Origin of the sequence: Shewanella sp. SG41-3 (genome assembly GCF_014164545.1) — a bacterium.
GTDB classification, from domain to species: Bacteria; Pseudomonadota; Gammaproteobacteria; order Enterobacterales; family Shewanellaceae; genus Shewanella; species Shewanella vesiculosa.
Genome location: NZ_JACJFJ010000002.1, coordinates 605515 through 622897 on the forward strand (window position 1 = coordinate 605515; position 17383 = coordinate 622897).

The following is a 17383-nucleotide window of genomic DNA, read 5'->3' on the forward strand; positions in this document are numbered from 1 at the left end:
TTTTCAATCATAGATCTATTTACATTACGACCACCAAAAGCGTTACCCCATATGCGATTTAAGCGGTTTTACCATTTTTCATGGAGTCAACTTTAGCCTAATCCTACGGTTTTCATTACAATGGGTCGAATACCGACTTTGAAGTAACCTAAAGATGGCAAAACCGAATAAAAAAGGCCCTTCACGTACCGTTGATATCTTCTGCGCTAAATGTAAAACCCAACTGTTTAAATATCGTAAGGGAGGTAAAGGTGCCTTAGTCAAATGCTTCAAAGAACGAATCGTTGAAGATAGCACTAAAGTTCCCTGCACTTGCCCAGAGTGCGGCCAGATATTTGCCCGTGATACCTTAATAAGAGGCGCGCCAGCATTTAAAATGATAGGCGGTAAAGTCACTTTCAAATAGCCTCATCGCACTCTCATCAATATCATAAGCATCAACAGCACTGATCCAGACGAATCCATAATGCATTAGGATCTTAGTATCAATTTTAATCACCCTTCATGCCAAAGGCTTATCTCTAAAGCTAAGCACAAGCCCGATGCGTACAATTAACACCTGTTGAACCTTAGGGTTTGTTACCCTCTAGATATTTGCAGTATTTGCCCCAACAATGAGTACAAGCATCTTATTTGTATCACTTTACTGATCGCTCAACCCAATCTTAATCATATAATAAGACTGCAATGAATCAGCTTTCCTGGCTACAAAATAAGTCATCCACTTACCTAGCCAATAATGTTTGGTTTTATTAGCCTTTGCGATTATTTGCGAACTGGATCGAGTTTTATAAGACAAAACTGCAACTACCTCACTTATTGTGCTAAATTTAGAATTCAGAGTTCTAAGTTTATCTTTTAAGAGGCGGCTATGGCCCATCGTTGGCAAATTGCAATTTCTGCGGGTTTATTAGCGGCTATTTGGGCTGGAGTTGCTGATGTGTTTCATCTGGTAACCTGGGTCGGGTTTCTCGGTTGCAGTACTTTCTTCGCTCAAACTGAATCGGGCGCTAAAGGCATGCTAATGGCGATGATGACCAATCTTTCCGGCGTATTCTGGGGATGGTTAATTATTGCGGGTAGCGGTGTTTTGGGGTCGCCCGTAATAAGCTATGCATTAACGGGAATTGTTACTGCGCTTATGTGCTTACAAGCCAGTAATAAAAACTTTGCTTTTATTCCCGGCACATTTATTGGCTGTTGTATTACGTTTGCCCTAAATGCAGATATCGCAGCCATTATTCCACCGCTCGTTATAGGCGCTGTACTCGGTTACAGCATGAGCTTACTCACGAGCTTATTGATAACGTTAACGGATAAAACAGCTGAATCGTTAAAAGACAAAACCATAGAAGAAATCTAAATACAAAGTAGATTAATTATAAAATAGCTCGCCTGTTGACTCATATGTGCCAATTACAATGGCCAATATAATCAATGATTAGGAAGCAAAGCTCTGTCGTAAAAGCGACGCTACGCCTTGTTAGTTTGTCTTAGTCTCAAGTAACTCTTGTAATGCCGTTTCTTGATTAATAAGCCCAAGCGAGTAATTACCAGAAATACTTGATACGCCGCCCACATAAGCTGCATTGGCAAGCTCAGCAGTTAAGCGAACAAAATACGTTTTATTGGCTTGAGCATCAAAAGATATTTGCAATCCACCGGCACGCCAATTGGACATAATCCCTCCTTCTTTAACTGCAATTATCACCCTACCAGGATTAAGATCCAAAACATGGTAGCCTCCGTTACTGATATTGAAACTGTCGACACCATTTAGCTGTATTGTCGGAGCTGCTGCGCCATCCAACATGGCCCAAGGACGATAGAAATATACTTTAGCTTTATTTGCCTCGGGCGCTTGCGTTTGAGTAAATTTAGCGCCGGTGGCACTACAAGCGGTCAGCGATGCAATCATAACTAGCGAACAAATAAATTTCTTCAACATCGACTACGCTCCTTCTCACCTCAAATTAACGCTCGTATCTGCGACACTGTGTGGCATGCATTTGTTAGCAATATTCACTATTTAAATTCTATAGGTATACTTACAAAGCTTAATAAAAATTGGTTTAGTTCATATCAATCTACGATCCAGCTTATGTCATAGTGTGGAAATTCAGGAACAGCTTCAGACGCTCTTTCTTTAGATGAAAGCACTGCAAAATGGCCACGTCTATTCAGAGCCGCACAACCAGTTTCCCAATTCGCACACCAAATGCCAAGAGCAACAGCGGCGTAATACCGTGAACTGATAGAAGTGCAGAAATCAAAGCGAATGAGTTTTTCTTCACCATTAATTTGCTCTGTTACGGCAGCAGAGCGGGTAGTCTGTCCATTGTATGAAGACGGTGACCACTGACAAACCTCATAGCAACGTCCATAATCACAATAGGGATTGGATTTAGTATCCAGCGGCGTCTCGAATGACGGATCGGTAAAAAACAGTTCCGATAACGGTAAACGTTTATGCATTAACTTATTAAACAAACGAATAAATAATGGCTTATACATAGAATCATAGCCGATTGCACACACACAAATAACATGATCTTTTGTTGGGTCGATCTTATTACCGAGGTGCTGCAGAATGCTTTTATTATCAGCGCCAGGTCCTATCCAACAAGTTGCAATCCCCATACGTGTTGCTTGAATAACAATTTTTTGCAAACTTCGACCGACATCTATTATTGATAAGCGATCATATTCGCGTGGAGCAATGGCAACTAAAAATTCGTGTGCACCAACCACTGGCCAAACCGTTAATGCGGCTTTGATATATTCAAACCGAATGGGTTTTTGCCCAAGTAATTGACTTGGTTGACTATGAAACTGAACCGCCTTAAGTAATTCAGTATGATGTTCCGTCGTTAAATTGCGAGACTGAAATGAACGGCATGATTTACGAGATCGCATCAGATCAAATACATCAAGATGGTGTTTATTGGCAGGTACCTTTTCGGTAGGATGGAGTCCATATTTAACCATAACAATGGTGCCAAACAGCGCGATACTCAACAATGTCGCCAGACTAAGCGGCAACCAAAACAACAAAGCTTGCCAATGCCCAATAATCCAGCCAACCCCAGCAATCAGTAGCAATACCAATATCCATATTGCATGGATAATATATTGTAACCAACCACTAAATTGAAGCCTTAACTTTAGCTTCCATATCGCACTATCTTCAAAGGACCATTGTTTTTCTAATGGCATATAGCTCTCCCATACACTTAAAATGCGCTTGAACACATGTAGACATTAACTTAAGGAGCCACTATCGCTCTGTGTGACTGACTAACGCCTAACACATTGCTCTGCCGCACAAAATAATTGGCAATTTTTGCCAATACGCTGGAGTACAAAAGGTAGCAACGGTTTGTATGAGTAGCAGTAACGTCTTATATGCCTAATTCTTGATAGAGGCTGTTTTTTTAAAACCAACCGTCTTTCGAAGATATCTGTCCATTTAAACCACATTTTCACCGCGGGACAATATTTTTAATTCCTCACTTTGGTGCATTTCGAATAACAAATCATAAACGCCTGAGTCAACCACATCGGTTACCCTTTGTTTTATTAGATATTTTTCTATGGGTTCAGATAATTTTTCATTTGAACTTTTTATAACGGCTCAATAACAATGACCAATTTCCATGTCCAAGTCCAAGTCCAAGTCCAAGTATCGATTTAACGTCATTAACTGGTGGATAGATCAATTTGCTGAATATATCTAATTTATTCATAAGTGATTGGCTCTCTTTTACTTATAACGCCGCCAAAGCGCAAAGCGTTAACCGTCCGACTTGAGTCGCTTGTATCGCAAAACGACTCTCAACGTCACTTAAACACGCTTTAACACCCGATCAAATAACAATAAACAGCAATGTCATCCAGCTTTATTCGACGTTGGCTTGGTTACTGGCATGGATATAGTACAGCGCGATAGCTAAGCAGATAACCGCCGCTATTCGACTTGGCGAAAACACTATCGCGTCATTGCCGAACCAGCCGAAATTATCGATTAACATGCTCATTAACAGTTGCCCAAAAATAACGGCTACGGTTGCTACCGCAGTACCAATTTTTTGCACCGCAAACACCATGATAACTATGTATGGTACGCCGCACATCGCGCCCAGCAACTGCCATTTAGGTACCTCTAGCAAAGTTAACGAATGCGCAGGTTCAAAATAAAAAATAAGCAGACCCGTCACCAAGGCGCCTAACGAAAAGGTTAAAAAGGCACAACGAAATACGCCGACTTTACTGCCAAGTTGTCCATTAATTGCCGCTTGAATACTCAATGTTGCGCCACCGATGACCGCCAACATAATCATAATAAATGTCATTACTCCCCCCTTAACCCTGTGCCATTAAAATAAGTGCTGCTACGATAAATCCCAGTGCGATAAGCCGTTTTCGATCAATTGGCCGCGGTTGACTGGCAAATAAGCCAAAGTGATCGATAATCAGACTCTTCGACACTTGGCCGGTTAAAATCCCTATCATAGTCATGGCGATACCGATTGCTGGCGCAGTAATGGTTAAAATCACAACGTATATTGGCCCTAATATTCCGCCAAGCAGTGTCCAAGAAGGCTGGGAAAAAAATGACGGACTATTTCTTGGGCTGAAAAAAAGCATCAAAATAAAGGTTAACGCCGCACCTACCCCAAATATGCTAAAGGTTGCCCATAGCTCACCCACTTCAGCACCTAACGGACCTAATAACCCTGCTTCAACGGATAATCCCATCCCGCCGAGCACCACAAGTAAAATCAACATCAACTGCATAACTGAACCCCTAATCATAAAGGGCGCATCATAACCTAGTGCTTTAACGCGAAAAATGGGATAATCCAACAAACACCTTTGCAGGAATTGCACAGATGAACGATGCAAGCTCAATCAATATCCGAGCGTTAAAGTTTTTTATCGAAGTTTATGAAAGTAAGAGTTTCTCTATTGTTGCACGCCGTGAAGGTGTCTCGCCGTCTATGATATCAAGAGTGATTCAGCAGCTTGAAGAGTCACTAGGACAGCAGCTGTTTTACCGCAATACCCGCGCAATTATCCCAACTGAAGCAGGCAGGATTTTTAACGATTACGCCCGCTCGATGACTGAGCAATTAAATGAAGTTCGCAATGAGCTGCAAGATAGGGCGACTGAGCCAAAAGGTTTAATAAGAATTAATGCACCCGTTTTCTTCGGCCAGAAACACATAGCCCCTTGGTTGGCAGGCTTTTTAACTCAATATCCAAAGGTGCAAGTTGAGCTCATTCAAACCGACGATTTCATCAATCCGCATATTGACGCCGCAGATGTCATCTTTCGAATCGGCTCACTTGCTGACTCAACACTTCATGCCCGAGTACTTGGAGTACAGCGCTACCATTTGGTCGCCTCTCCGGCATATTTAATCAAGCACGGCACCCCCGAAAAACCTAGCGATCTCACTCGCCATCACTGCCTAGTGTATAGCGGTTATTCTGGGCAAAATCGCTGGTTATTCAAAAGCAACGCAACCACTTGGCTTCACCAAGCCGTAACGCCGACACTGGTATCGAACAATGCCGAGTCATTACTTATCTCAGCGTTAAATGATAGCGGGCTGGTATTATTCCCTAATTGGTTAATAGGCAACCATTTAAACAATGGCACACTGGTGTCACTGCTCAACGACTATCAACCGACAATTAAAACTGGACCACAGAATATTACCGCTATTTATCCTAATGCGCGTCGCCCACCGTTAAACGTTAGGGTGCTGATTGATTACTTTATTGATGTTTATGGCACACCAGCCTATTGGGAATATCAAACTTAAAGTTATTTTGATCAACTACTTCAAGCATGAGGCAACACAGTTGCTTGCTGTGAACATGTCAGTTCGCCATAGAATATTCAAGAATATTGGAAACAGTGAAACCATACTTGAGGAAGGTATAAGCACGTTTTTCTTGCTGGTAAATTTCACAACGGGGATGTTTGAAGATGATCTTAAAAGTTTACTTTTATGTTTAGCAATCGCCTCCTCAGGATATGTGCAAGCACTTGATTAAATGTTTATTCGAGTGGGCTTTAATGATGTTCCTGATTAACGGTTAACTTATTTTGGAAAACATGTCAGGATTTGAAACAATTAGAATATGTAACCTGAACTAGTTATAACTGCATCCATAACCGGGCTATTGCAAGCTAATTCAACGCAGTTAACAAGGCAAAAGACTATTTAAGAGACGTTTGCGATACCGAGTTCAGGTTATGTAATATTCTTATTAGCAGTGCACTTACTTTTTACCTTTGCTACAACCCATTACACCGATAACTTAACTTAACACTATAATATCTAGATAAAAATCGATTTTAAGTGTAGTGAAAACTGTACCGATAGCAGTTAGCATTAAACTCAATGAAAAATAGTGACTCTTTGATTTTTAAAATATGTTAAATCAAACACTGATAAGTTATAGGGTTTAAAAGCACACACTATAAAGCCTGCCAACGCCTTAAGAAGAACAATACTTTTGCAATTTGTTAGATTTTTTGTGCGATAACGGCATACCTATGCCAAGACTGATGCTCTCCATCAGGACCAACACCCAAACTTTTGTGTTCAGTATAAGACTCTATTCTATAGCCTCGAAACAAATTGATAATTTCACTTTCTGATACTACGAGCACATCCGGCCAATAGGCCTCCTTGTTATAATTAGGGCCAGCCATTGTATCTTCGCACCCGACAAACGAACCAACGAATATCCCACCAGGCAGTAATGAGCGAGTAATCTTGTGCCATACTTCATCGAACTTATTTTCAGGACAAAAACACAGACTTGAGTCAGCCACTATGAGTGAAGCTGAAGGGTATGTGAAAGCATCAAACGTACTTTGTGATAACCAAACGTTTTTGTCACTACCAAACCGCCTTTTACAACGTTCAATAGCTTCTGATTCTATATCAAAAGCATGCACTTGAAACTGCTTAGATCGAAGGAACGCAATATCGCTTCCTGAACCACAGCCACAATCAATCGCTATCTTACGGTCACCAACTAATTCTATCGCTCGCTTAAGATCATCTCTAGTTTGCCGATTTTCTGTTGCTTTGAAGTACGTAGATATTTCTTTGGAAGGCATTCAATGGCTCCGAGTGTAATATAACGCCCAATAATGGGCAGCTAATCGTTTGTTAACATGCTGTACGAAGTGAACCAAGCAAACTGCAACAGCCCCACTTGAATTGCCTATTAGCGTGTATTTATCAGAATATTCAGTAACTCTTCAACATAGAAGTAATCTTTTTGCTGCTGAGTTAGCTTAATGAATGTTTTTGCCTTTGGCGCATACAAATGAACATCTACAGTGTCAGCACTATAATAGCCTCTAGAGTTCGTTATTTTACCTTTGTATTTGATGGAATAAACCATAAAGGTTCCAGCCTCTGGCGTTTCTTCTTTACAAAATAACACCTCAGCATCTTGGATAATTGCACCTTCAGTGCAATCGTCACCTTTCCAATGTCCCTCAAGCGCCAAGCAAAGGTCGATGTTTCAAACTATGGTACTTCAATGCCATTTGGAGACAATGGCCTAGAGGCCCTTCTTTGATAGCAGCATCCAGAGGAACCACAATCGCACGTTTACCCTCATATGCGAATTCATCTCGATATATCTCCCTGAAGGTTTCAATCAATCGAGTCTGGCAATGGAAATATACCTTTATAGAATCAGGATCTTTTGGCTTCCAGTCCATTCGAATCGTCGTGCCGCCTTTTACAAGATAGCTGGCCTCGCCCCACTTAAGCGTTTCTTCAACAGCACCCAAGTCATTTTCTTCCGCAACGGCAAGAATCAGATGACGAATGGCGTTAAGCAGTCTTTGCGCTTCAGCGGGGTAAGTCGCAAATTTTGCCTGTATTTCTGCTTTCACTGGGCCTCCAATTGCAACACACGTAACGCCGCGTTAAGTGGTGAGCAACGCGACGACCTAAACTAAAACATTGCACCTTAAACACCAAACTTAACTTGAGCTGAAACCACCAAGCATGGGGAATCAGTCTTGAACGCTTTTTAAATTACAATAACTTGAAGAAGTAGACCGTTGCTTCCAACTCCCCTGTAGAGCTACGAGCAAATTGAGGGATTTGACCTGCCTCGGTGTAACCAATTGAACGATATAACGAAGAAGCTACGTCGCCTAAACGAGTATCTAACACAAGTAGTGTCAAGCCCATTTCAGATGCAGCACTTTCCATTAGCGACATCAGCTTTTTACTCACGCCTTTACCTCTAGCCCTCGTATCAACCATGAGTTTTTCAACTTCTCCTCTATGTGCACCATTAGCTTTAGCACAAAGAGATAATTGAACGGCGCCAATGACATTATCATTGTCATAGGCTAAAAACAGCTTTCGAGTACCCGACTCAAGTTCTGTTTCAACAGACTCCCAATATGATTTCACTTCTTGGTCATTGATTGGTGTTAAGAAACCGACAGATGCACCACTCACGATACAATCAGCAAGTAACGAATGTAATTGCTCAACTAAACCCGATATCGAACTGACTTGTTTTATTTCCACAAAACTATCCTTGTATTTAACGCCCTAATAATGAGCACAAAATTGATGACTAAAATAAGCGAAGCACGAGCAATAGTCAGCTATTTTTAGTCCTTTGCAATGACTTAATATGTGCTCGTTTCGATCGCTGTCAACGATTCGCATAATCATCCTTGAGCATATAACGCCAACGTAATTGGTGCGAGTTTACGAGCGTCCTAATTGACGCACCTGTTAAATTAAAATAATCACTGCCAATATTGCTAGGGCATTGCTCGTGAGATAATGTCTTCAAGCAACCTCCCCATACTTATGTATAGATTTGATGGTTTCTCTGCGGAGATTCTTAATGCCGATAATTCACTGCTGTTGATCCATTGCCCGGCCTTAATAACCCCAATGGGTTCAGCGAGTGCTTGCAAATCATCTAAAGGGTTCTCTTTTAGCACAACCAAATCAGCTACCTTGCCAATCTCTATTGAGCCGTATTTATCGTCAACTCCCAATGCGGTTGCCGCATTGATAGTCGCAGCCCGTAAGACCTTTATTGGCGATATTCCCGCTTTCACCATCAATTCAATTTCAAGGTGGGTTGATAACCCTGATGGCATATATAAGGTTCCGCCATCAGAGCCTAACAATAATGTCACCTCTTGTTTATCCAGCTCCCTAACGATGTCAAAAAGAAACTGCTCCTCTTTGCTATTCCAGTCCGCTTGTTCCTGTGATGCTCCTAGCCATCTTTTAACGCCAAACTCAGTATTAATTATGCGATAAAGAGGATTTAAGGTGTTCAACGGCAGGCTATCGACGAACGCGGCTTTGTCTTGGCTTAATTTGGTCAAGTGATGGAATGTCGCCAACGTCGGAGTAACAGTCGGATTAATCGCCTTTAATTGGCTCACCCAAATAGCCATGCTGTTTTGATCAAATGAAAAATTAAGCGGGCCTTGAAAAATATCTTCTACATGCTCCAGAGATTGCAAGCCACTGTTAGATTGCAATCCAAGCCCATCTATCGGGTTAGGACCATGCTTGGCTATGGGGAAATCCAACCGGCTGGCTTCATCAGTAATGGCTTCAAAAACCTCCTTATCTAAGTAGCCATAGGCTTTGATAAAATCATATCCATCATCTTTATATTTTCTAACCAGTTCACGTGCTTTTGCTGGTGATATCACTACCTGCTGAAGAGCATGTGCATATCTTTCACCATCTAAAACGGGGGATGACGTATACAAATTGCTGCCAAGCCAATCACCTCTGTTTAACTCACTTTTCCATCTAAGGTGCATGGGTAACCCTCTCATATTCCTCACCGAGGTAACGCCATATGCGAGGTACAAGGCTAGGTATTTTCTGTCATGCAGATGAACGTGCATATCAAACAGACCGGGGACGACGTATTCGCCGTGCAAATCGATCACCCGAGCATCTCGACTTTGGCTAGATGCTCTTTCTCCAATAGAAACGATCCGGCCTTTGGAAAGGTAAATTCGTTGATTTCTTATTATTTTACCCGTTAATACATCAATGTAATTTGCATTGTCGATCACAATATCTTCCGTATTATCAACGGTGTGCAAATCGTTAGGCATTTCATAAATTGATATTGGGATGGCGAGTAATATCAGCGCGAGTACACATAACAGCGATAGGATTGTATATTTCAGCAAGTTAATGAAAATCTTCATATTAATAAGCCAATTTGTAAACTTGGATTTAACGCCCGCAGAAAACGGGCGAGTTTTTGATGACGATGGTTAGCTGACCTTAGCATCTCACTGTAATACAACATCTTTCAATTGTGTTATTTCAATTTTTTATCTTTATATGAGCTCAAAGCTTGATTGAAATAAGAGTTTGTCTTGGGTTGGTTTGCTGACTTTTCATCCAACAAACCAATTCTTCGGTACTAAGAGTCAGATGATGCAAAAATTGCCACTACTTAATCGCATTTCTTAACCATGGACCAATAAAGTTGGCAGCATTCAACATAATTGAAAAATGATTTTCTTTATCCACTATTTCAATTTTCTTGCTAGCGTCTTTACCACTGTATTTCTCTGCGAACATAGTGACTTTTAATGGATCAAACGCCTCATCTTGCCTTCCTATCCATAAGCCAAATTGGTGTATATCAGATAATTGAGAGTCAGGTGAATGAGGGGTCACAGCGTTCGACATATTAACAGTGTTAAACGGGACAATTTCAGGGTTATCTCTTAACACAGAATCTGGAAAATTGAATTTTACTGCTTTTGAATGACCGAAAAATAAACCACCGCTCATCGTATTGATGACAAAGTCAGAGGTTGTTACTGTAGAAAACTCGAAGCGTTTATTCTCACCAGTATCGTAATTAGTTTCTGAACGATAACCAAAATATGGCGCTAGAAATACATAGCCATCAATCTCAGCTCTTTGATCCCAACTAGAATAATTTAGCGCTAAACCAGCACCACTTGAGTGACCACCAACAAATAGAGGAAGATTTGGATATTTATCACGAGCAACGTTAACCATTGTATTAATGTCTAACCACACTTGTTCAACCTGTGGAGTATCACCCCGATTTCCGCCAGATCCTCCATGACCTCGTATGTCTGGCATATATACAGCGATATTAAAATTATCACGTAAACCCGTACCGATGTGATTGTAGCTAAGCCCGCTATGAGCACCTGCGCCATGATAAAAGATTAACATTGCTTGGGGCTGTTTTGGCAGATAAGCACGATAGGCCAAGGAAACATCATCACTTGCCTGTACATAATTAATAGGCTGTAATGATTTTTTAGGGGCATTTTTAATCTCAGCAAGTGAGAAAAAGTCATTACTACTTTGCTCATCAGAGCTAGCGTGCACATTATTTGCAAGAAAAGTAAATAACAGTGTTATCAAAGCCTTCATCGCTATGGGGTTAAAGTTCATTAATTAATAGTTCCTTAAATAAAACCTTTTCAAAGTGAGAATTTTCTATTCGCTCAACCATAAAGTGCATAGCCGATTTGCACAACTAACGTCGCGATATAACGTCGCTGTAATTTGCGACTTAACACGCTGAGTAAAGCCGTCAATTATTGTGAGCTAATGTATGCTCACAAAAATGACGACCTCATCGACTAAAAAGCCGTATGAATAAACCGTCTGGGCTTCAAATATAACCACCTGCATGATTATCGCCAGACTAATGAAAATGGTTACTCTTCGATACAGCGACCGGACCGGTACTCCTGATAATGAGCTCCGGTCTGATTAATTGTGGCAATTTTTCGTCCTAAAAGCGATCCTGCAAAACCAAGGTGCCGCACATATCAACACCGCTAGACGTCCAACAGATTTCGACATGCTCTGCTTCGCTGCTGAGTAAGCCCCTAATTTCATCAAAGTTAATTTCATTGATTTTATTACCGTTTATGTTGGTAACCACATCGCCTAGGGCAATCTTGAGTGCCTTTAGGCCAGCGGTCTCCCCTAAACCCTTTACTAATCCGCCATTTCTATGCGGCTCTAGTTGCAAACCACTTCGGTCAATAAAGGTTTGAGGGGTAAACTGTATATTCTTTTTCAGAGCTAAGTAGCCATTTTCATAATTGAAAACCACATCAAAATTTCGCAGCAGACCACTACCAATTAAGCCAATACCATTGTCGTCTTCGAAGTCAGGTAGATCATGCACTGCGATATTTTCAAAATTTGTGCCTGCTATTTGAAAATAATTAATCCGGCTAGTTTTTACCGTATGTTCGCCATTAAAATTCTTGGTATTACTTTCAAAGTAGGAAGATGGAAAATTAAAGTCGGTCGCAAGTAACGAATTAATGTATAGATAATCGGGAGCGCCAGTATCTACAACTAAATCATAATGGGCTGGCTGCCCTTGCTGGTTGGGTATTGCACCAGAAATGTAAGGGATTCGGCCATGAATAGCCATGGGTAACTTTACCCACTCAGTTGATGTTAAAGCGGTCGAACTATCTTTAATAAAGGTAACCGTTTTGTCTGCATAATTGATACGAGTCATGTATCGATTGAGAATATCAAACCCAATGGCACCATCAAAGTAAGCTTCATCATAAGAGCCAAATAAAGGAGATTGATCGATGGGGACCTGAATAATTGTCATTTCCGATAACGTTATCTGACCGATAGTAATCTCCGCATCGTTAACTACATTAACTTTCCGACCTTGCAGATCTATTTGCATCTCAAATGACAGTGGCTGATCTTTGGTTTTTTCAGTTTCAAACAACACCGTCGCTGCGGCCCCTGAGTCGAGCGCAAAGCGCAAATCCTGCTGGCCGTTTAAGGCTATATTTATGATAACGTGACCGTCATGCCATTCAAATGGTACGGTGAAACTGCTATCTGCCCCATGCCAGTCTTGCTTGGCAAATTGATTACCGCTTTGCAAGTTAATCAGCCCAGTGACACCGCAACCGGCGAGTAAAATGATTACCAAGTGTAAGAAGGATAGCTTTGCAATGCGCTTTGAACCTTTAAATTTCATTTTGACGACTCTCTAATAAATACATATCAACTGTGATATCAAATATTACGAGAAGCCATGGGCATTTTATAGAACGATATTGCGGCGATTGAGGCTATAAATACGCCGGTAAAATCGCAATATCGTTCTATAAGTTCCAGGTTTATCGACTATGCTTGGCCTACACTAAACCAATACAAATTGAAGTCGTTATGAATCGAAAATTAAATGTCTCAGATTGCTTCGATATGTTTTCAGATACCTATACCCCAAAAGTACTTTTAGATATTAACGATTCTAGGATTATGCTGGTCAAAATTATAGGCGATAAGATACCTTGGCACTGCCACGCTAACGAAGACGAGTTACTTTGGGTAATGAAAGGAAATATCGTCGTGCACACTCGAACCGAGTCAGTGCATCTCTGCTCTGGAGAATTGTACATGGTAGCGAAAGGGATAGAGCACAAAGTGACTACAAATGAATTGGCCCAAGTGCTGTTGATTGAATCAAAGTCATTTAAGCATACTGGTGAGACTGAAAGCGATATAACTCAAGACGCTTTTGAATATTTGCTAGAAAATAATATCGCCACCCCCTCATCATGATATATTCAATCATCGGAACTAAAGTACGTTAACACTATGACGACCCCAAAATTGAGCACATGGTTCAACACTGCTGTAGGCGACAAACCTCGTATTGAGGTGAATTTGGTTGGCTTTACATTTGCTCCGCATCGACATGATACTTATACTCTGGCATTAACAACCACTGGCGTACAGTGCTTTAATTACCGAGGAAGCCTGCGCTATTCTTTACCCGGTGAAGTCGTTGTTTTACATCCTGATGAATTACATGACGGGTTAGCGGGAACAGATGCTCCTTTCGGTTATCGAGCCATTAACATTGATCCTGTCGACGTACAAAATATTTTGCAAGGGCATCATTTGCCATTTTTACCTAATGGCGTGACAGGCAAACCCTGTTTAGTCGATATTGCACAGAGATTCTTGACTGAGTTCCAACGGCCACTAGAGCCGTTAGAATACCAAGACCTTATCTATGATTTTGCCATGGCCTTACAAAAAGAAACCACAATACATCACAAGCATACGACAGCCAATTATCAGGCTATTCAGATGGCCAGGGAATATATCGATGACTCGCTAGATAATGACATAACATTGGATCAGTTAGCCACGATTACAGGCTACAGTAAATGGCAAATCACTCGAGATTTCAGATCATTGTTTGGCACCAGCCCTTATCGATACTTAACCTTAAGACGTCTTGAAAAAGCCAAGTCACTTATGTCGCAAGGAATACCCATTGCGCAAGTTGCGCAAGAGTGTTTTTTTTCAGATCAAAGCCACTTTACTCGCCAATTCAAGAAAAGCTTTGGTACAACGCCAAATATGTGGAATAAGTTGAACGAAAGTCCCCAGCGATAAGCGCAGTTAACATAGCATTTTTGTAAGTAACGTCGATATCTGCTTTATTTTTGCGCCACCAAGTCCAAAGTCGGGCTTTCACTGTGGCATGCTAAACGCTGCACATTTTCAAACAAATGATAAAACGTTCACGGACCGAAATTGGGGCGTGAGTGTGAGATCAGCTATTGTTTAAAGTGCGACAATACATACAAGGCTGGATCAACGACTTTACTATAGCCAATGCCTATCAAGGATGTATCGCCTATTTTTAGCAAAGTGACCATATTGCATGTTTTGATTTCTAAGAGCACGACGATTTGACAGCTAACTGACAGACGAAGTAGATGAATTTGTTGATTGGTTTTAATTTGACTGCAAAAGCAGTCAAATAAGCTAGGCTCGCCGATTGGCTGACGCCAGGCTCATATGTGTTAGCATTACTCTTTAATACGCCAACCTTTTGATTTTATACATGAAGCGTTTGCGCTAAAAAAAGATAAAAGTTGAACACTCGCAAAAGCTATTTCAGGCTCTTCTGAGTTTTCAGTTAATGTTGTACTCCTAATGCCTTGCCTAGCTTCTAACGCGCATTCACTAGCTTCTTTTCGAAACAGTTCGTTGTCAGCTGACATCTCACCGTATTCGTTATGAACGACAATTGGTGGAGTCGTTGAGCAAGAGCAAATCATAGACAGTATAAAAGCTAAAGATAGTATTCTTGTTTTTATAATCATAACTTTTCATCAAATCCTTGTAATGATAATGCCTATTTAAAGGACTAATAATTGTTTGCTAAAATGTACAGCAAAGCGGTATCGAGCAAAACGTTACGAGTCATGCTTTAAATTCTTGTTAGCTGTAACTTTACACCCATACATCATTTTCGGCTGTTAGTTCACTACCTGAATCACCAGTGTTAACAACACCTTTAGGTTCAACAATCATTATTTTACATTCACTGTTAGCAACAGGTTTATGTTCTACACCTTTAGGGATTACAAACATTTCTCCGGAGTTTAGAGTTACTAGACCATCACGGAACTCTATATTAAGGATACCTTCCAAAACGATGAATACTTCATCAGTATCAGGGTGATCATGCCAAATAAATTCGCCTTCAACTTTCACTAATTTGAATTGGTAATCATTCATTTCTGCAACAACACGAGGAGACCAGTGTTCAGTAAATTTCGAGAACTTATCTTTAAAATTTATAGCATCAAACTTCATTTTTACTCCATACATTCATTTACTGATAATGCCCAATTAAGCAGCCCGAAACGCACTGGTTCACTTTCCGCATTGCTCTGCAACACCAAACCCGACGCAAACCAAAAGTGCTGAGCGTTGAGAGTCTGCTTGAATTGTTTGTTATACGTTTACTCAAAGGCTGCGCAGTTGAAGCCTTGTAGCATCATGCCTGTATCTTGGTTAATTTTGCTGCTAATAACTTGGTTCATTTTAACAAATGCGGAATATTCTTGGTCGACTCGATTTAAAGGCTTCCCATACAGTACACGTGTATTACCACCTTCCGTTGCGACAACTTTATGCCCCCCATCTAGCAACAAGTTGTCTTTGATTTCTGTGACTTTGTATTCGACGGCTACGTTTCTGTTTTTATTTATCACATAAACACTATCACCAACCTGAACTTGACTAAATTCATCCCAGCCATGTTGAGAACTCTCTAAGTCAAAGAAAGAACCCGCACCAAATATCTTAGAATGACGTCTATCTGCAATGTTTGAAACTAAATATTTGGACATTTTTCCTCCTAAACGTATAACGCTTTACATATGGGGATTTTAGGAGCGCTTTTTCAGCGAGTGAAATTCCTACCATGATGTTTTTGTTATGTTTTTGATTACTATGATATACCGATCATCCAAGGCATGGCGGCACCAAAAGTGACAGATAAAACTCCAAGAATAAATTTTATGTAATTCATTGATCTACATTTGGAGTACATAAATATACCTGTAAAAAAAACAAACACTGACCACATGACAGACCCCATAAAATAAATAGCAAGAGCACCTTGATTTACTGAGGTTGTATAACCTGGCCTAGCGATAAAATTTAAAAGGAATGTAATAATTAATCCTAGAACAGGAAAGAAACCTAGCATAAAGATTCTTTTATTAGACAACCATTTATTCATGCACGAATCCTTTCGATAAAAAACATAACGCCCCTCTAATAAGTGAACCGAGTGCTGGCGGGCGATTTGCTCTGCAAATGGCATGAAAGCATTGGAAAATCTTAATTCAGAGGCTTGTTAACTTACGTCACGCCATATCAATAACTGGTTTAGCGACAGTGACACCGATAATTAGTAACATCAGAAAAGGGACTGCATGGCACAAAATCATCGGATACTTGCCAACAGAATCCTTCGTTGGGATGAAAAAATAGGGGTCAACTTTAAGTAAACATTTATAGAAAGGCATCAATATGGGCTTAAACCAAGTATGAAAGTAATACCCACTTACAGCCACTATCTGTACTTCAATAAGTAATAAGAATATATCAAGCCCAACAGCGTCAACAAACAAAGCTAAAGACACTAACTCTGGGTTAAGTAGCAATATACAGACAACCGATATTGTCGCTATCTCCCACATCCACTTTTTGATGTTCATAAATCCTCCATGATTAAGTAAGTTAACGCCTAATTAACGGGCTAAAAATAGCGGGCTAAAATGGTAGCGTAGCGAACAGCCCGCTGTTTTTAGTCCTGTTGAATTTCTTGTTATGTTGCTTTTCTAGTTGACCACTTACCATACAGGAAAAGGAACAAAACACCTTGAGTTAAACTGTTTAAAAATAGAACTAACGACTGAAGTACAATATGTAAATCATTAAAATATTGAAACAAGACCCAC

22 protein-coding genes are annotated in these 17383 nt (G+C 40.5%); 6 read left to right on the top strand and 16 right to left on the bottom strand.

The features are described from left to right. Nucleotides 1-154: 154 nt before the first annotated feature. Both H5164_RS05890 and H5164_RS05895 read left to right on the top strand, forming a co-directional pair. Nucleotides 155-406: a hypothetical protein gene (locus H5164_RS05890; RefSeq protein WP_124015389.1), complete on the top strand. Its 252-nt coding sequence runs from the start codon at nucleotides 155-157 to the stop codon at nucleotides 404-406. 465 nt (nucleotides 407-871) lie between these two features. Next, nucleotides 872-1363, top strand: a complete 492-nt coding sequence (locus tag H5164_RS05895) for a DUF1097 domain-containing protein (RefSeq protein ID WP_182755207.1) — start codon at nucleotides 872-874, stop codon at nucleotides 1361-1363. 120 nt (nucleotides 1364-1483) lie between these two features. Here H5164_RS05895 and H5164_RS05900 read toward each other — a convergent pair whose 3' ends face one another. From H5164_RS05900 to H5164_RS05915, 4 genes are all read right to left on the bottom strand, one after another. Beyond that, a complete protein-coding gene (locus H5164_RS05900; RefSeq protein ID WP_182697618.1) occupies nucleotides 1484-1948 on the bottom strand; it encodes a DUF2846 domain-containing protein in 465 nt (154 codons plus the stop codon). A gap of 134 nt (nucleotides 1949-2082) precedes the next feature. Next, the gene (locus H5164_RS05905; RefSeq protein ID WP_182755209.1) at nucleotides 2083-3216 is read right to left on the bottom strand and encodes a nitroreductase family protein; all 1134 of its coding nucleotides are present in this window, start codon (nucleotides 3214-3216) and stop codon (nucleotides 2083-2085) included. Between the two features lie 683 nt (nucleotides 3217-3899). Beyond that, nucleotides 3900-4352: a DMT family transporter gene (locus H5164_RS05910; RefSeq protein ID WP_124015385.1), complete on the bottom strand. Its 453-nt coding sequence runs from the start codon at nucleotides 4350-4352 to the stop codon at nucleotides 3900-3902. Nucleotides 4353-4362: 10 nt separating this feature from the next. Beyond that, complete coding sequence (locus H5164_RS05915) at nucleotides 4363-4797, bottom strand: DMT family transporter (protein ID WP_182697620.1); 435 nt, start codon at nucleotides 4795-4797, stop codon at nucleotides 4363-4365. A gap of 95 nt (nucleotides 4798-4892) precedes the next feature. On the opposite strand from H5164_RS05915, the gene H5164_RS05920 reads away from it, so the two are divergent. Both H5164_RS05920 and H5164_RS05925 read left to right on the top strand, forming a co-directional pair. After that, the gene (locus H5164_RS05920; RefSeq protein WP_182755211.1) at nucleotides 4893-5831 is read left to right on the top strand and encodes a LysR family transcriptional regulator; all 939 of its coding nucleotides are present in this window, start codon (nucleotides 4893-4895) and stop codon (nucleotides 5829-5831) included. Next, nucleotides 5797-6066 carry a hypothetical protein gene (locus H5164_RS05925; protein ID WP_182755213.1) on the top strand — a complete coding sequence of 90 codons (270 nt, stop codon included), beginning with the start codon at nucleotides 5797-5799 and terminating at the stop codon, nucleotides 6064-6066. The genes H5164_RS05920 and H5164_RS05925 overlap by 35 nt, the downstream gene beginning before the upstream one ends. A gap of 475 nt (nucleotides 6067-6541) precedes the next feature. Here the strand turns inward: H5164_RS05925 and H5164_RS05930 are convergent, their stop codons facing one another. From H5164_RS05930 to H5164_RS05960, 7 genes are all read right to left on the bottom strand, one after another. Beyond that, a complete protein-coding gene (locus H5164_RS05930; protein WP_124015381.1) occupies nucleotides 6542-7144 on the bottom strand; it encodes a class I SAM-dependent methyltransferase in 603 nt (200 codons plus the stop codon). A gap of 110 nt (nucleotides 7145-7254) precedes the next feature. Beyond that, nucleotides 7255-7542 carry a hypothetical protein gene (locus tag H5164_RS05935; protein ID WP_182755215.1) on the bottom strand — a complete coding sequence of 96 codons (288 nt, stop codon included), beginning with the start codon at nucleotides 7540-7542 and terminating at the stop codon, nucleotides 7255-7257. Further along, nucleotides 7532-7936 (bottom strand): DUF1801 domain-containing protein, encoded by a 405-nt coding sequence (locus H5164_RS05940; protein ID WP_124015380.1) that lies wholly within the window; start codon nucleotides 7934-7936, stop codon nucleotides 7532-7534. Before H5164_RS05940 ends, H5164_RS05935 begins: the two co-directional genes overlap by 11 nt. Before the next feature lie 145 nt (nucleotides 7937-8081). Next, nucleotides 8082-8588, bottom strand: a complete 507-nt coding sequence (locus H5164_RS05945; RefSeq protein ID WP_182755217.1) for a GNAT family N-acetyltransferase — start codon at nucleotides 8586-8588, stop codon at nucleotides 8082-8084. A 242-nt stretch (nucleotides 8589-8830) separates the two neighbouring features. Then, entirely contained in the window at nucleotides 8831-10261 is a 1431-nt protein-coding gene (locus tag H5164_RS05950) for an amidohydrolase family protein (protein WP_182755219.1), read from the bottom strand. Between the two features lie 250 nt (nucleotides 10262-10511). Then, nucleotides 10512-11501 (bottom strand): alpha/beta hydrolase, encoded by a 990-nt coding sequence (locus tag H5164_RS05955; protein WP_259396744.1) that lies wholly within the window; start codon nucleotides 11499-11501, stop codon nucleotides 10512-10514. Nucleotides 11502-11847: 346 nt separating this feature from the next. Further along, nucleotides 11848-13080, bottom strand: coding sequence for a hypothetical protein (locus H5164_RS05960; protein ID WP_182755221.1), 1233 nt, complete (start codon nucleotides 13078-13080; stop codon nucleotides 11848-11850). Between the two features lie 284 nt (nucleotides 13081-13364). Between H5164_RS05960 and H5164_RS05965 the strand changes: the two genes are divergently transcribed. Next, on the top strand, nucleotides 13365-13667 hold the full coding sequence (locus tag H5164_RS05965) for a cupin domain-containing protein (protein WP_182755223.1): 303 nt from the start codon (nucleotides 13365-13367) through the stop codon (nucleotides 13665-13667). 36 nt (nucleotides 13668-13703) lie between these two features. Further along, nucleotides 13704-14513, top strand: coding sequence for an AraC family transcriptional regulator (locus H5164_RS05970; RefSeq protein WP_124015374.1), 810 nt, complete (start codon nucleotides 13704-13706; stop codon nucleotides 14511-14513). A 419-nt stretch (nucleotides 14514-14932) separates the two neighbouring features. On the opposite strand, the gene H5164_RS05975 is transcribed toward H5164_RS05970, so the two are convergent. The 5 genes from H5164_RS05975 to H5164_RS05995 form a co-directional block, all read right to left on the bottom strand. Continuing rightward, a complete protein-coding gene (locus H5164_RS05975; RefSeq protein ID WP_124015373.1) occupies nucleotides 14933-15229 on the bottom strand; it encodes a hypothetical protein in 297 nt (98 codons plus the stop codon). A gap of 130 nt (nucleotides 15230-15359) precedes the next feature. Further along, entirely contained in the window at nucleotides 15360-15725 is a 366-nt protein-coding gene (locus H5164_RS05980) for a cupin domain-containing protein (RefSeq protein ID WP_182697627.1), read from the bottom strand. 149 nt (nucleotides 15726-15874) lie between these two features. Beyond that, entirely contained in the window at nucleotides 15875-16264 is a 390-nt protein-coding gene (locus H5164_RS05985; RefSeq protein ID WP_182755225.1) for a hypothetical protein, read from the bottom strand. Between the two features lie 101 nt (nucleotides 16265-16365). Further along, complete coding sequence (locus tag H5164_RS05990) at nucleotides 16366-16659, bottom strand: hypothetical protein (protein ID WP_182755227.1); 294 nt, start codon at nucleotides 16657-16659, stop codon at nucleotides 16366-16368. 127 nt (nucleotides 16660-16786) lie between these two features. Beyond that, on the bottom strand, nucleotides 16787-17140 hold the full coding sequence (locus H5164_RS05995) for a hypothetical protein (RefSeq protein WP_182755229.1): 354 nt from the start codon (nucleotides 17138-17140) through the stop codon (nucleotides 16787-16789). Nucleotides 17141-17383 lie beyond the last annotated feature (243 nt).